This is a genomic window from Ruegeria sp. CL3 (assembly GCF_056536505.1).
Genome location: NZ_JBQFPT010000018.1, coordinates 56,013 through 72,039 on the forward strand (window position 1 = coordinate 56,013; position 16,027 = coordinate 72,039).

Below are 16,027 nucleotides of genomic sequence, written 5' to 3' on the forward strand. Positions count from 1 at the left end.
CTCTCTCCTAGCGCACGGCCCATACCAGCCATTCAGCGCTTCGGTTCATTTCGCAATGCAGCTTCATTGAACCCGCCATTGGCAGTGCCTACGAGATTGACGCGTGCCCGAGGTCGGTAAAGAGGGACTTTGTCGCCGTTGACAAATATAATTCGAATGTCCGCTTGCAATTAACTTCCGTAGTTGTGCCATAGTTCAATTTTATTCGACCGCTATGCGGATGTATTTGACAGAATTTCTTGTTCTGCATATTGAGCGCGCTTTCGATTGCGGTAACCGAAAAGGTGACGCACGGAGCAAACAGCCAAACAGCTTTACATACTACTTGTCAGTACCAAATACGGCGATAGGTTCGGCCAGACCGTCGATCTCAACCGAACCAAAGCTCACTAGCCGATCAATCCCCGATAGAGCATCATTGGTTGCGGCATCCAAAAGCATCGCCGCGCGGAGCGATTTGCATTTAGCTTCTAGCCTAGAAGCAAGATTGACGGGATCTCCGTACACAGTGAACGACTGGCGGATGTCGGACCCGATCGTGCCTGTGACAAGCTCTCCGCTTGCGATGCCAATCCGGATTGAAAGCCCGTGCCTGCCAGCCGTCGCGTGCAAGGTTTTTGCAGTTCTTACCGCCGCGTCCGCAGGCGTTTCAACTTTGACCGGTGTGTTGAATGTCACAAGAAATCCGTCGCCAAGATAAGAAATAACAATCCCATTTTCGGCTGAAACATCCTCAGTCGCGTCCGTGAGAAAGAGATCCAGGCGTTTGATCACTTCGTCCGGAGAATGCTGTGAGGAAAATCTTGTAAACTCGGCAATATCCATCACGAGCGCCGTACCAAATGATTTCTTAGGTCTAAGCGGAGCGTTTTCGTCTATGAGCTTCTTCGCAATTTCTTCCGGCAGGTATTTGCTAAGAAGGTCCGAGACATGTTGTCTTTTTGCGCGTTCGCGACCGCGCTCCAGATCAGCTTCAACTTGCGCAAAGAAGACCGCTCGGCTTCTGAATACGGCAATTGCTAAAATGCACGTCGCAAATAGCAGCATCCCGGTTTCTTCGATGCGATTGCCGCGACCGATGAAATCAATGGAAAGAAACACAGCCTCATAGGTTTCGCGGGTGGCCATCGCTGACATATCTGCCCATGACAGTGTCCGCTCCATCGGCAACGTGACCCAAATGAATGCCGCCCACCATCCAACTACGCAAAGGCCTCCAGTCCAGAGCACAAGACGCCAGGAAAGGCTGAGGCACGACAAAGCGACTATTGGAAAGAGGTAGTATATTCCATAGGCGCGGAACGCGATGATCTGCGGCACGTCGTCGGCCCTGCTGATGGGGACGAGCGCAAAAAGCGAACAGATCGCCAATGAATCCAGTGCGTAAACGGCATATTTGATCCATGTCCTGTCATAGCTGGTGCCAATCAATACGAGATGGGCGACGCCGATTGCAGTGAACGCGAACAATGCGAAGGTCGTGACTTGTCTCGTACTGAACTCAGGAAAAAAAAGTGTTGAACCCAAGTACCAGAAAAATGCTGCAGCGGTAATGAAGGTGCGACAAGCAATCGCCAAGCGTAGTCCGCGCTGCTCGGCTTTTGTGAGTCTTCTTTCGGCCTCCATTGCGAATTTTTGCGCGTCGATTTCTGTCAAATCTGGCTCCGCCGAATGGGAATTAAGTCAAATACTGCCGTCGCAAGTTGCAAGGGTTTCTGCTTCCAATTTGCACAATATCAAAGTGTATCGTGACTGACATTTATACCTTCCTGACCAACAAGCCAAAAACGCGAATGAAGCGCACCCATTTTTGACCCACACTCCCCTGAGGTTCAAAACAACCTATCAATTAAGGCCTAGCTGGAGACCGCGTTGGCAAAGGAAAAACTCTGTCTGGTTGTAGCTGGGCAAGCCCAGGCACGACAGCGAAGTAGCTCTTACACGGATAAAAGCATTCAGTTTTGCAGGTATTCCCAAGCTTGGGATATGACAACTGACCCTTCGCCCACCGCAGAGGCCACGCGCTTGACCGACCCTGCGCGCACATCGCCCACGGCAAATATCCCGGGACAAGACGTTGCGAAAGATGATCCGGCATTGGCCTCGTTGCCCGTGACCACGAAGCCGCGTGAGTCCAGCTGGCAGCTCTGCGACAGCCATTCGGTATTGGGTGCAGCGCCAACCATTACAAAAGCGGCGCTGCAGTCTAGTGGCCAGTCTGATCCGTCACGCTCAATGATAACCTTGGACATGGATTTGTCCCCAAGAAGTGTCTTTAGCTGGGACTTGTAGTGGATGGTGACCGCCGGGTCCGCCTCCAACCTTGACAGCAGGTAATCGGACATCGATGCAGCCAAGCTGTCTCCTCGCACCAGTACATGGACATGTTTTGCGGATCGCGACAGGTACATCGCCGCCTGCCCCGCGGAGTTTCCGCCCCCAACGACGACGACTTCTGCGCCCTTGCAATAGCGCGCTTCCATTTCAGTCGCGGCATAGTAGATGCCTAAACCCTCAAAATCCTTCAGTCTATCCAACAGCAAGCGCCGGTACTGGACCCCCGTGGCGACTACGACCGAACGTGCCCTTAGCTTTTGCCCATCATCCAGCGTTACACAAAACACGCCATCAGATTGACGTTGCAATTGCGTAGCCCGTTTTGGTCGAACAAATCGGGTGCCAAACTTCATGGCTTGGACTTCCCCTCGCCATACAAGGTCTGCACCCGATATGCCTGTCGGAAAGCCCATGTAGTTCTCGATCCGACTGGATGTCCCAGCCTGCCCCCCAACCGCGAGGCCCTCCACAACAATCGCGGACAGCCCTTCGGCACCAGCGTAGACCGCAGCCGCAACCCCGGCCGGGCCACCTCCGACAATCAATACATCTATGACCTCTCGACAATCGTAAGACTGTTCGAGCCCGAGCAATCGGGCGACCGTGGCTGGGGTCGGGTTGTCAACCACCAAGCTGTCGCCAAAGATTACCGCCGGCTGATGGCCTGTCAGGTGACAGGCCTGCGCGACCTCACATGCAGTCTCGGAACCCAGGTCCATCGTTTGGAATGGGATCTTATTTCGGATAGCAAACTCTTCAATTTGACGAATGTTGCGATCGAGGTCAGCGCCAATCAGTTTCAGAGAACTGTCGTTGTCTTCGATTTGACGTCGGCGACGTGCGGAAAATACAGATATGACGATATCTGACATCTCTGGAATGCGCGACATTGCGTCCAGCATCTTCTCGCGCGGTACAGAGATAGCGTGCGTCTTCTTTATAGCACGCATCGGCAGCGAGTAGACCCCGCCGCTGAGAAACGCGATCTCCCCCAGAAACTGCGTTGGCCCAAGGGACGTCGGTAGATAAGCCTCTCGCGTTTTTGGATCAATTACCTCAACCCGACCGCTGACAATGTAGATAAACTGGTCCATTGGATCGCCAACCTCAGCGATCATTTGGCCTGCCTCAAAACTCACTTCAGTGCCTAACGCTTTCAAGGTTTCGACATGGCTCTGGTGCAAAGGCGTTCGCGTCATTTCGCGAAGATTGGCAGCGAGGCTCTCCATTTGCTGTTCTCCTGACGGTCAGCGCTGCTACAAGACCTAGCGGCTATTTCGAGATTTTCACCCTTTCATTCGGCACTAAGGTCACCGCAATAGACCTACCGAGTTTCGCATGCTGCTTCCCGTGCAGTGAGCCATGCAATGTATCGGTCACTGCACCATTGGCTTACGTCGTGGCTTGCCGCATCGGGAATACCGTGCGCATGGCCACATAGAAAACAGGTGTGAAAAACAGCCCAAGCAGAGTTACGCCCGACATGCCAAAGAATACTGCCGTTCCAAGAGCCTGTCGCATCTCTGAACCGGGGCCGACTGCAATCATCAAGGGCACAACGCCGAGTATAAACGCGAATGCAGTCATCAATATTGGCCGCAAGCGCAATTGGCTGGCCTCGACAGCGGCATCAATAGCTGACAACCCACGTTCTTCCTGTGCTTGTTTGGCGAACTCCACGATGAGAATGGCATTTTTTGCGGCAAGCCCCACAAGAACAATCAACCCAACTTGCGTCAGTATATTGTTGTCCATACCTCGAAACATCACCCCCAACATCGCGCCTAATACAGCGAGAGGAACGATCAAAATAATGACCATCGGCAGCGTCCAGCTTTCGTAGAGCGCCGCAAGAAACAGAAAGGCAAACAGCACTGAAAATGCAAAGATGTATGCTGCCGTGTTTCCCTGATTTCGTTCCTGCAAAGCAAGCTCGGTCCATTCGAAATCCAACCCTGGCGGCATGACGGCTTCTGCGAGTGCTTCCATCTCCAGCAATGCCTGCCCCGTTGACACACCGGGTGCTGGCGACCCCTGAACCGGCACAGACACCTGTTGATTGTAGCGCTGAACCAAGGCGGGCCCCGCGGTTTCGCGGACGGTAACCAATGTGCCCAACGGAACCAAAGCTCCTGTTGCGGAACGAACTCGCAGACTTCGAATATCACTCTGGTTCAGACGGAACGGCTCGTCCGCCTGCGCGCGCACCTGAAAAAGACGCCCGAAAGCATTAAAGTCGTTCACATAGGCAGACCCGAGGTTGATCGAGAGTGCTTCAAATATTTCGCCAATCGGGACGTTGAGCATTTGTGCCCGAACGCGATTGATCTCAAGGTACAGCTGCGGTGATCCGGACGAAAAGGTCGTGAAAACGCCCTGAACCTTGTCCGACTGGCTTGCACTGCCCATGACAGCATAGGCAGATTGCAACACGCGGGACATGTCTGCGGTTTCAAGTTCCTGAAGCTGAAGCTTGAAACCGCCACCAGTGCCGACCCCGCGGACCGCCGGAGGTGCAATGGCGATGATAAAGGCTTCGCGCAGGGCCTGCATCCGGCCAAAAAGCTGGCCCACGATAGCACCTGCAGTCAGCCCGTTTTCCTGACGGCTTTCGAAGCTCTCAAAGGTGGTGAAAATAACACCTTGATTGCTTGCATTGGTAAACGTCGCCCCCGAGAAACCCGCAAATGCCACAGCATTTGTGACCCCGGGTGTTTCCAATGCTATCTCAGTCGCTTGCCTGATGATATCGTCGGTCCGGTCCAGTGCTGCACCATCTGGCAGTTGCACCACGACGATGGCGTATCCTTGGTCCATTTCCGGGATGAACCCGGTCGGTACTTTTGTCGTGATCCAGTATGTTCCGCCCATCAATCCGGCAAAAACCAAAAGGACGATGCTGCGCATCCCGGTTGAACCAGACAATGCGTGCACGGTCCGACCATAAGCGGACGCCATTGCATCAAACCCCCTGTTGAACCCGTTGCTGAGCGGGTCTGTGACAAAGGCCAGCGGGTTTCGTGTTGGTGCACTGGAGATGGGCTTCAAGATCACGGCGGCCATCGCCGGCGAAAGGCTAAGTGAATTGATGGTCGAAATAACTGTTGCGACGGAAATCGTTACAGCAAATTGCCTGTAGAACTGGCCGGTAATGCCGGGAACCAGAGCGGCTGGCACAAAGACAGCAATCAGAACCAGTGTTGTCCCGATGATCGCATTTTGGACCTCGTCCATGGTGCGGGCGGACGCATCTTTCGGAGACATGCCGTTTTTGATGTTTCGTTCAACGTTTTCGACCACAACGATGGCATCATCAACGACGATCCCGATCGCCAGAATAAGCCCGAACAACGTCAGCAAATTCAGAGAGTATCCAAGCGCCAGCATCACGGCAAATGTCCCGATAAGTGACACGGGAATGGCGATCAACGGTATTATGGCCGTTCGCCAACTCTGAAGGAAAACAACGATCACAACAACAACCAGCAATACGGCTTCGAACAAAGTTCGATAGACCGCGTTCACCGAGGCTTCGATGAATTCTGTAGGGTTGTACACCACCTGATACTCAAGCCCGGATGGGAAATCCTGTGACAACTCTTCTACAACCGCCAAAATCTCATCCGCCGACGCCAATGCGTTCGAACCTGGTCGTTGGAAAATGCCGAGGGCCACAGCCGGTTTGTTGTTAAGGTACGAGTTTGTCACGTAGGAGCGTGCTCCGATTTCAACCCGCGCCACATCCCTAACTCGTACGACGCGCCCGTCGTCAGTCGACTTGACGATAACCCGACCAAATTGGCGTGGATCTTCCAATCGACCTTGCGTTGTGAGCGTCACTTGAAAGGCGCTGTCGGTCGCATTGGGCGGTGATCCCAAGGAACCGCCCGAAACCTGAACGTTTTGTTCGCGCAGCGCCGCGACGACATCTCCGGACGTCAATCCTAGCGAGCCAAGCCGGTCCGGGTCCAACCACACGCGCGCCGAAAACTCCCGTTCACCGAAAATAATCAGATCGCCAACACCATCAAGACGCACAAGGCGATCTCTGACACGCGAACGGGCGTAGTTGGATACATAAAGTTGGTCAAAAGTCTCATCGGGTGAGAGCATATGTATGACCATCATGAGATCGGGTGAAGACTTGTTCGTCGTGACGCCGAGCGCCCTGACCTCCTGCGGAAGGCGCGGTTCAGCGATAGAAACGCGGTTTTGGACAAGAACCTGAGCAGCGTCGAGATTGGTGCCCAGTTCAAACGTTATCGTCAGCGACATAGACCCGTCAGCCGTCGAATAGGAAGACATGTAGAGCATGCCCTCAACACCGTTGATTTCTTGCTCCAACGGGGTCGCGACCGTAGCGGCAATCGTTTCAGCGTCTGCTCCGGGGTAACTCGCCCTGACCACAATCGATGGAGGCGCGATTTCCGGGTACTGCTCAACGGGCAGTTCGAAATACGCGAGCAACCCAACGATGGTTGTCACAACCGCGACAACGATCGCAAAGATGGGTCGAGTGACAAAAAAACGCCCCATATCAGTTTTCTGCGACCAACGGCAGCTCGATCAATTCCGCAGCAACGACCGTGCCCGGACGAGCGCGAACAAGACCTTCGATGACCAGTGTCTCCGAACCATCCAAACCTTCACGCACGACCCTGTAGCCGTCTATTCTGGGGCCCGGTCGGATTTCCTTTGGAATGACATTGCCTTCTGCATCCACTGTCATCACAAGTCTTCGGTTCTGATCGGAAGCAATCGCCTCATCCGGGATCAGAATGCCCTCATATGGAAGCGATCCGGGAACGTTCACCCGTCCGAACAGACCGGGTGTCAAAAGCTCATCCGGGTTGCGCAGAACTGCGCGTACGCGCATCGTGCCAGTTTCGTCATCAATGCGGTTCTCCGAGAAATCCAGTATGCCGTTCTGAGGCGGTATGCTTCGGTCAGCTACAGTTACCTGAACCTGAAGATTGTCTGCGCCTTCTTGCAGAACTGATCCCCGGGCACGCGCATCTCGCGCGTATGCCAGAAAATAGCGTTCATCTATGTCGAAATAGAAATAAATTGGGTCGGTCGAGACGATTGATGTCAAAAGGGTGTCTTGGGCTATGATCAGGTTTCCTGGATCAACCCGGGCCTGGTCGATACGCCCTGACATTGGCGCTCGGATCTCCGAGTACTCCAGATCAAGCTCGGCCAATTCCAGTGCAGCGCGCGCTTGTTCCAGAACACCTTGCGCCGCAAGAAAAGCTTCGCGACGTTGGTCCACCACGCTCTCCGCGATGTTTCCATTTCTGATCAAAGCCTCGGCACGTTCAAGCTGATCGGTCGTAAAGGCACTTGTTGCTTCAGCAATGCTGATCTGTGCCCGGGCTTGTCTTAATGCGGTGCGAAACTGACGCTGGTCGATCGTAAAGAGCAAATCGTCCTGTTCGACGAGAGTTCCGTCCTTGAAATGCACCTGGTCCAGAAAACCGGAAACCCGCGCTCGGACGTCCACGTCAGCCGCGGCGCCGAAGCGACCAACAAACTCATCATCTTCAACTATGGACTTCACAACCGGCTTTGCCACTGTCACGGGTGGAGGACCCTGCTGAGCCACAAGAGCGCCTGAGAGGGCGATCAAAATGACGGTGGCGATAGGAAAAACCCTGATGATCATGCTCATGCCCCCGGGATAGATGATGACTTAAGGTCAAATCTGCCATCAAACACTATAGAGTGTTCTAGCACAAAGGATCCAGTTGATTTGATGCTAGCGATCATTCTGCTCCATTTCCGGACCACATTCAGCGAACTGCGACCAATTTTTTAGCTGTGAGCGAGCTAGAAGTTTGGCCCAAAGCGGACGCACACACCCGAGCCTCGATGCTGCGGTTGCTGCCCGTTTTCCGGAAACTCGCTGCAAATGCAGCCTCTATCGCTGATCTATCCTCCAAGGCCACGCAGCTGCCGTTCGCTGCTATCGCCTGTTGGAACTGGATAAACGCAGGCCGCCCAAACAGCACATTCGATACTGAGACTCGCAATTCCCAAGCTGCGCAACAATGCGAACGTTTGAATTCTGCGCTCAGTGAGGCACAGTCTATGCTTTCGAGGCTCATTCGGACACGACCGCCCAACCCAATGCGTTGGTCCCGCAACAGTTGACTGCCGAAACTTGTGCCGCCAGAGAAGGCGTGCAGGACTGAGATACGGGCGAAGTACAACATGAGCATCCGGTCAGCATGCCTTTTTGTGCAATGCCCGATACGTAAGCTAGCGCGTATAGCGGCTTCGTTGGAAGATTAGTGGTATCCTTTGGCGGCGACAATGACGCGCGGGCGAGATTGGAAAGTGATTTGGAAAGAGCGGATCGACACCCTGACATTTCCTTTGGAAAACTGGCTGCGCGAGGAGGGGCGTGGTGACTATTGGCGTCACGGCTCGGTAGTCCACACGGCAGATGCCCTTTCGGTTCCGATCCTGTCAGTCGGAGGGTGGAGTGATCGCTACTCCAATTCTGTCATGTCTTTGGTTGATGCCCGCCCCGATCTGGTCTGGGGAGTCGTTGGTCCATGGGGGCATCATTATCCCGACCACGGGAGCCCGGGGCCTGCCATCGGCTTTCAAAAGCTGGCGCTGGAGTGGTGGGATCATTGGTTGAAATCGGATCAGCCCGACACGCCGGAATGGCCGCGCCTGAGGGTCTGGATGCGCGAATTCGATACACCGGGCGACAGTTTGGCCCAAAGATCCGGGGCATGGGTGCAAAGCGGGCCAGCCTCGCAGGAAAGCGAGACGCAGGATTGGGACTTGTCCACGCTTAAATCCAACGACGGCCCTTTACCATGGAGGCTTCCCGCAGACCCGACCGTCGGGCAAACCGCCGGGGACACGGGGTATTTTGGCCGCCCCGGCGGGCTGCCACTTGATCAAACCGCAGACGATGACCGTTCATTGGTTTTCGAAACGGCTCCTTTGGCCCGAGACGTCATTATCTATGGTTCGGTGACACTGACTCTGCGCGGCGAGTCCGGCGACAAGCCGGGGCAGATCATCGCCAGACTTAGCGATGTGGCCCCGGATGGGGTCGCTGCGCGTGTAAGCTATGGGGTTCGAAACCTTTCGCTTGACGAAAATTTGGATCGTACCCCGTCAGCGGCGAAAACAGGCGAATTCTATGGGAAGATCCTACTTCATTCGACGGCCTATCGCGTGCGCAAGGGACACACCCTACGACTGGCTTTGTCCTCATCTTTCTGGCCTCTCATTCACGCGAAATCACCGGTCTGGGATATGCAAATAAACCACGCAACGCTGCGTTTGCATGTTTTACCCCATGAGCTCGAAGACTTGTCTAAACCACTGCCCCCCGCACAAGACCTGCCCGTGCAGAAGCGGCATTCTACCTATGCGCCTGACCCTTTGTCACGCTGGACACAGACCACCGGGGACAGGATTGAGATGGGATGGCATCAGCCGCTTTTGAAAACAACCTTCGCCCAAATAGAAACCGCTTTCAGCTATGAAACCAGCATGACGCACAGTCTGGACACTGCAGATGGCGTTGAGCAACAGATAAGCGTATGTCACAGGATGTTTTTCGAACGGCCTGATGGAACAGCGGAGGTTTCGGTTGCATTGACAGCCAGAACCACAGGCGACCGCACCACGGCGGATGCTGAGTTGAATGCGACATGGAACAATCAGCCCTTCGCAACGCGGCAATGGCGTATTTAGTAACAATTCTCTGTTCAACTCATTCTCGGGTTGAGCACTTTCGTTTTGTTGGATCTGAATTCACGTGGGTCCAGTCGAACTCTTATCGTATCGGTTGCCACTAGCACTGTGACTTCGACTTACGAGGAATTGCTGGGCTCACAAACGCCGCCTCGGCCGGGATGGAAGCAGCTATCGAGAGGATTAAACCGTTCGGTTTTGCTAATTTGTCTATAGTCCGGCCTTTGCCAGACAAAGAACGGTTGTTCGAACTCAGAGCGAGTGCGAAAAGCAGACATTGGTCAATTGGCAGGTTTGTCGGCAAATTTGAAACAGCAAAGTCCGGCTTTGAAAGTCTGCTCAGGGGCTGCGCCCTGCCTAATGCATGTCCAGTATGCCTTTAACTTAACGTGGTAGATCTGGGCCCACTACCGACGTTTAACAAGACTTATCTCGATTGGTCGAACGAACCGCCACCGGTTTTCCTGATCCATAAGGTCGCTGCATTTGCATTCGTCAGGTTTGGGTTGCATTGCTGACTTTCACGGCTGCTTGCTTAACTCGAAGGATGGGACCGGCAGCCGCTGCGGTTCAACCAGTGGATCACGAACGCGTGATCACTGTTGCGATAGCGATATTGAGAAACAACCTACCTATCAGTAGGTAAGTAGAGCCAATTTGCACAAGTACAGTGACGATAGAAGGAGACCAAACCATGCGCGTGAATGCCGACTTTAATGAACGTGTTCTTGTACGTTTTAGTGAGAACGATTGGGTCGCATCCCCGATGCCTGGAGTTGAGCGGAAGATGCTTGACCGAATTGGAGAGGAAGTAGCTCGTGCCACCACCATCGTACGTTTCGCGCCTGGCAGCGCCTTCTCTGCCCACACGCATGACGGTGGCGAAGAATACCTGGTGCTCGACGGTACATTTCAGGACGAGGACGGTGATTTTCCAACTGGTTCCTACGTGCGGAACCCACCGACCTCGTCTCATACACCTGCCGCACAGGACGGCGCGACAATTCTGGTAAAGCTCCACCAATTCGACGCTAGCGACCGCAATCAGGTCCAGATCGACAGCGGCAAGGCAAGCTGGATTGAAGCAGCAGATGGTGTTTCCAGGTTGCCCCTTCACACAGATGTACGTGAAACTGTAGCGATGGAACACTGGGATGCAGGTACAGTGCGCTCTCTACATGCCTCAGGCGGGCTTGAGGTCTTTGTGATTGATGGGAGCCTGAACGAGGGCGGCGATACCCTGTCCCGCTGGGATTGGTTACGCCTACCCGTCGGGGCGAGTTTCGAGGCGACCGCTGGCGCTAACGGGGCGCGAGTCTGGATCAAGACCGGCCACCTTAGTCACGTCGCAGAGAGCGCGACATGAAGCCAAACGCAGAGATTGTCATCGTCGGCGCAGGGTTGTCTGGCCTCGCTTTGGCGCATGCGCTGAAGCTTGAAGCGCGCGACGTGCTTTTGCTGGAGGCGCGCGACCGCGTAGGCGGTCGCATTCTCTCACAGGGTGGCTACGACCTTGGCCCTGCTTGGATTTGGCCGCACAACCAACGCATGCTGGCCCTCGTAGACAATCTTGGGCTGCGAACATTTCCACAATACAGCGATGGACGATTGGCGTTCGAGGATGCTCAGGGAAATGTGCGTCGTGACTTCGATTTCGCCCCCATGGGTGACGCGCTTCGCGTTTCAGGCGGACTCGCTCAGATAACCAACGACCTCGCTCAAAAGCTTGGTGATACGCTGTGCCTTGGCCACGAAGTTCGGCGTGTGATCGAAGAAGACGAATTCGTGACCTTGAGCGGAAACGGGTTTTCATTGCGCGCCGACTTCGTTGTTTTGGCGTTGCCCCCGCGCCTCGCTGCACAGATGGGTGTGGTCGTTCCGGATGTTCCAACGTGGATGGCCGGGCACGCCAAACTCGTTGCTCTTTACGACACCCCATTCTGGCGCGACGCGGGCCTGAATGGTGACGCAATCTCTCATCAAGGTCCCCTGGCTGAAATCCATGACGCGTCACCCATGGACGGCACCGAGGGTGCTCTGTTCGGCTTTGCCATGCCCGGCGCGGCCCGACAATCCGGGTTCGAAGCGCAAGCGGTGGCGCAACTGGTCCGCCTGTTTGGCCCCAAAGCAGCCGAGCCACGCAGCGTAATCGTCAAAGATTGGAGTGCCGACATGGCAACCGCCACTTCTGCCGACCTCGAGCCGCTTAAATCACATCCTATGTATAGTACACTCACTCCTACTCCGAGGGTGATCTTTGCAGGAACAGAAACCGCACCGTCGCATGGTGGTTTCCTCGAAGGCGCTCTTGAAGCCAGGGATGCTGCGCAGAAGGAATTGTCGAGGGTGATGGTATGACATCAGAAGAGAAAATCCTTGCCGCCGCCGAGGCGCGGGTCCGCACTGGCGGCTACAACGGCTTTTCGTTCCGAGACCTTGCACGCGACGCAGGGCTGACCAGCGCAGGCGTACATCATTACTTCCCAACCAAAGCCGACTTGGTCGCTCGGCTGGCCAGAAATTACACGTCCCGTTTCCTAGACGCACTGGATGATTGCCCGTCTGACGCGCGTGGCGAGCGCCTACGCGAGCTTTTCGCGGAAAGCTTGCGCCAGGACGGAAAGATGTGCCTTTGTGGACTGCTCGCAGCTGAAAGCGGAGGTCTGCCTGAACCGGTCGCGGAGGCGGCAAAAACGTTCTTTGCAGCATTGGTCGATCGGCTTGTAAGCGCATTTCCGGACAGCGACGATCCGCTTTCTGACGCACTAGCAGTGCTCGCGACGCTGGAAGGCGCTGCACTACTTGCGACTGTGCAGGGTGACCCTGGCATCTTCGAGAAAGCAACGTCCGCTTCGGGCTCAATGCAGTCGTTCACTGCGTGTTAAATGAATGACGGCTTATTGTCTGTTTGGATATCAATCTCGGATTCTGGAGTCTCAAAAATTCAATATTCTAAATAGTTGATTTAGTTCGAGCCGTAGTCTCACCATGAATGCGATTCGACTGCGCGCTGCCCTGAATAGCAAACTGCACTAAACGCCCATTGGCAGTTCAACAAAGAAAACCTAGTGTTCATAGTAGTTAGCGGACCCCGAGACTAAGAGAATGCCACAGAAGTCAAAGCTTGCGCTACGCTTAGGCCCGTGCGCAAGCAAACGTGCGCAACAAAGCGGTCTAAATTGTTCCCTTACCTCAGTAATGAGGTAAGTTTTTGGTCGATAATGCGCTCTTTAGTCGGAAAGCTAGAGTCCTCTGGTTAGAACGCAAAACACTGATCGTGCGAATTTGTTTTAATTCAGATAAGTTCCCTGCTTATCCAATGGTGTGCATTGACCGCTGGTGAGGAACTCTTGTGAATCTTGAAACATACTTTCCTTATCAGCTTGCATCGACCGCCGAGGCGTTTTCTCGTCAGCTTGTTCAGGTCTATGGTCGAACCTACGGCCTCTCGCGAGAGGAATGGCGTCTGTTGTTTCTATTGGCCAGCGCGGGTCAGTTGAACTCGCTCCAACTGGCGCAGCGCACTACGTTGGACAAAGTTCAGGTAAGCCGTGCTGCGACCAGGTTAGAGAAAAAGGGCCTGATTGGCCGCGCTGTCGCGGACAGTGACCGGAGGCTGCGCCAATACTCCTGTACCGAGGCTGGCAAGTCCCTATTCAACGAAGTTTTTCCGGCCGTGCAGAACTGTGCTGACTCGATTTTGGAACGCATGAGCGATGAGGACATAGACAAGCTTAAGGATGGACTTCACGCCCTTGAAAAGGCTGTGGCTGACTATGGGCAGGGTCGCGAGAACGAAAACAGTTAATGAGGGCTGTTGTCCGGATGGGCGTTCTGAAAGGCCGGGATCTGATCCAAGCTGTCCTTGATCCGAGAAATCTTGGGCAGGTCAGCCAATTCAACACCCCATCTTTGCGCGTTGTAAAGCTGAGGCATCAGGCAAACGTCGGCAAGCGTTACACGGTCACCATAGGAAAACGGACCGCCCTGCGCCATCTCCTCGTAAGCCGCCAGACCTTCGCCGATAAAATGCTGCATCCAGCCTTCGTTCGAAATCTGGTTCCCTGAGTGTTCTACGGCCCATTTCACCACTCGAAGGTTGCAAACCGGATGGATATCCATTGCCACAGCATAAGACAACGCACGCACTTCGGCGCGGCCCACGGGGTCCGAGGGCAAAAGACCAAGGCCTCTTGTTTCGTCAATATACTCGATCTGCGCTAGCGACTGGGTGAACCTATTCCCGTCTATCTCCAACACCGGCACCAGACCCTGAGGGTTTCTCATCAGATGCGCGTCGGACTGCTGCTCAGCTTCCAGCAGGTTCACGATGACGGTTTCCCAGTTTTCCCCAGCAAGGCCCAGAGCGATCCTCACACGATAGCTGGCTGAAGAGCGCCAATAGTCATAAAGCTTAATCATTCATTCTTCCGACAGGAGATCGAGGGCGGCATTCAGCGCTTCCTCAGACTCACCAAGTTTGGTTTCTAGGCTGGATTGAAACGACAGTGCAATAGGAACCAATTGGCTGAGAAGATCCGCGCCTTTTTCCGTAAGGTCGAGTTTGACAAGTCGTCTGTCGGCAGGATCCTCAACCTTAGTGATCAGTCCGCGGGATTCGAGCCGTGCGGCCGCCCGACTGACCTTTGACTTTTCTAGACTGACCCGCTTTTCGATGTCCCGAACTGACGGGTTTTCGGCGTATCCAACGTTCACAAGGACGCGCCATTCGGGGTTCGAAACGCCAAACTCGTGTTTATACTGCTGCGCCATTTCGGCGCTCAGTCGCGCGGCCAGCACCGTTAGCCGGTATGGCAAGAACCCTTCCAAATCGAACTCGGGCAAGTATTTGGTGTTCATGCAGGGATTTCCTTTCGGCGTTATAGAATTCAGACTTTCATTGCATCTGCAACAAAAATATTGACAACGTTGCAAATGCAACAAATATTCACCACGAACCCAAAGTCTTGCCGAAACGAATGAGCAGGAGATCCAGATGAATGCACTCGTGAAACATAGCGGATTGACCGTTGCTGAGGATGGTAGCGCCATTTCAAAGGGTTACATGCCTGGCTTCGGCAACGATTTTGAGACCGAGGCCCTGCCTGGCGCGCTGCCGCAGGGCATGAACAGCCCGCAGCGCTGTAACTATGGCCTCTATGGCGAACAGCTCAGCGGCACGGCCTTCACCGCCAATCCACCCGAGCGGACGTGGTGCTACCGCATACGCCCTTCGGTCAAGCATTCCCATCGTTATGAGAAAATCGACCTGCCCTACTGGAAGTCCGCGCCCTGTATCGACCCGGATGTGATCAGCCTGGGCCAGTATCGCTGGGACCCAGTTCCGCATTCTGACGCCCCTTTGACCTGGTTGACCGGCATGCGCAGCATGACGACGGCGGGGGATGTGAACACACAGGTCGGCATGGCCAGCCATGTCTATCTGGTCACCGACTCGATGGTGGACGACTATTTCTTCTCGGCCGATTCCGAGCTTCTGGTGGTTCCGCAAGACGGCCGCCTGCGCTTTGTGACCGAGCTTGGGATCATAGATCTGGAGCCGCAGGAAATCGCAATCCTTCCGCGCGGGCTGCTCTACCGTGTTGAAGTGCTGGAAGGTCCGGCGCGCGGATTTGTCTGCGAAAATTACGGCCAGAAATTCGAACTGCCGGGTCGCGGCCCGATTGGCGCCAATTGCATGGCCAATCCGCGCGATTTCAAAGCGCCCGTCGCGGCGTTCGAGGATCGAGAGGTGCCCTCGACCGTGACGATCAAATGGTGCGGGCAGTTCCACGTCACTCAGATCGGTCATAGCCCGCTGGACGTGGTGGCCTGGCACGGCAACTATGCGCCTTACAAATACGACCTGCGCACCTATTGCCCGGTCGGCGCAATCTTGTTCGACCACCCGGATCCGTCGATTTTCACCGTCCTGACAGCGCCTTCGGGCCAGCCCGGCACAGCC

Annotated in this window: 12 protein-coding genes; 6 read left to right on the plus strand and 6 right to left on the minus strand. The window is 54.7% G+C overall.

Annotated features, from left to right (window positions below; translation table 11 throughout):
* Positions 1–321 precede the first annotated feature (321 nt).
* The 4 genes from ACR0NO_RS21070 to ACR0NO_RS21085 form a co-directional block, all read right to left on the minus strand.
* Complete coding sequence (locus ACR0NO_RS21070; RefSeq protein ID WP_480725466.1) at positions 322–1,656, minus strand: adenylate/guanylate cyclase domain-containing protein; 1,335 nt, start codon at positions 1,654–1,656, stop codon at positions 322–324.
* Positions 1,657–1,955: 299 nt separating this feature from the next.
* Positions 1,956–3,566 (minus strand): FAD-dependent oxidoreductase, encoded by a 1,611-nt coding sequence (locus tag ACR0NO_RS21075; RefSeq protein ID WP_480725468.1) that lies wholly within the window; start codon positions 3,564–3,566, stop codon positions 1,956–1,958.
* Positions 3,567–3,729: 163 nt separating this feature from the next.
* Positions 3,730–6,873, minus strand: a complete 3,144-nt coding sequence (locus tag ACR0NO_RS21080; RefSeq protein WP_480725470.1) for an efflux RND transporter permease subunit — start codon at positions 6,871–6,873, stop codon at positions 3,730–3,732.
* A 1-nt stretch (position 6,874) separates the two neighbouring features.
* Positions 6,875–8,002: an efflux RND transporter periplasmic adaptor subunit gene (locus tag ACR0NO_RS21085; protein ID WP_480725471.1), complete on the minus strand. Its 1,128-nt coding sequence runs from the start codon at positions 8,000–8,002 to the stop codon at positions 6,875–6,877.
* A gap of 650 nt (positions 8,003–8,652) precedes the next feature.
* Between ACR0NO_RS21085 and ACR0NO_RS21090 the strand changes: the two genes are divergently transcribed.
* From ACR0NO_RS21090 to ACR0NO_RS21110, 5 genes are all read left to right on the plus strand, one after another.
* On the plus strand, positions 8,653–10,062 hold the full coding sequence (locus tag ACR0NO_RS21090) for a CocE/NonD family hydrolase (protein WP_480725473.1): 1,410 nt from the start codon (positions 8,653–8,655) through the stop codon (positions 10,060–10,062).
* A gap of 694 nt (positions 10,063–10,756) precedes the next feature.
* Positions 10,757–11,428 carry a cupin domain-containing protein gene (locus tag ACR0NO_RS21095; protein WP_480725485.1) on the plus strand — a complete coding sequence of 224 codons (672 nt, stop codon included), beginning with the start codon at positions 10,757–10,759 and terminating at the stop codon, positions 11,426–11,428.
* Entirely contained in the window at positions 11,425–12,420 is a 996-nt protein-coding gene (locus ACR0NO_RS21100) for a flavin monoamine oxidase family protein (RefSeq protein ID WP_480725474.1), read from the plus strand. Before ACR0NO_RS21095 ends, ACR0NO_RS21100 begins: the two co-directional genes overlap by 4 nt.
* Positions 12,417–12,947 (plus strand): TetR/AcrR family transcriptional regulator, encoded by a 531-nt coding sequence (locus ACR0NO_RS21105; RefSeq protein WP_480725475.1) that lies wholly within the window; start codon positions 12,417–12,419, stop codon positions 12,945–12,947. Before ACR0NO_RS21100 ends, ACR0NO_RS21105 begins: the two co-directional genes overlap by 4 nt.
* A 467-nt stretch (positions 12,948–13,414) precedes the next feature.
* Positions 13,415–13,870, plus strand: coding sequence for a MarR family winged helix-turn-helix transcriptional regulator (locus ACR0NO_RS21110; protein WP_480725477.1), 456 nt, complete (start codon positions 13,415–13,417; stop codon positions 13,868–13,870).
* Here the strand turns inward: ACR0NO_RS21110 and maiA are convergent.
* Together maiA and ACR0NO_RS21120 are read right to left on the minus strand one after the other, a co-directional pair.
* The gene (gene maiA / locus ACR0NO_RS21115) at positions 13,867–14,484 is read right to left on the minus strand and encodes a maleylacetoacetate isomerase (RefSeq protein WP_170642270.1); all 618 of its coding nucleotides are present in this window, start codon (positions 14,482–14,484) and stop codon (positions 13,867–13,869) included. The two genes, ACR0NO_RS21110 and maiA, sit on opposite strands and share 4 nt — an antisense overlap.
* Complete coding sequence (locus ACR0NO_RS21120; protein WP_170475183.1) at positions 14,485–14,922, minus strand: MarR family winged helix-turn-helix transcriptional regulator; 438 nt, start codon at positions 14,920–14,922, stop codon at positions 14,485–14,487.
* A gap of 136 nt (positions 14,923–15,058) precedes the next feature.
* On the opposite strand from ACR0NO_RS21120, the gene ACR0NO_RS21125 reads away from it, so the two are divergent.
* Positions 15,059–16,027 (plus strand): homogentisate 1,2-dioxygenase (locus ACR0NO_RS21125; protein WP_480725479.1); only part of this gene is annotated, 969 nt, incomplete at its 3' end.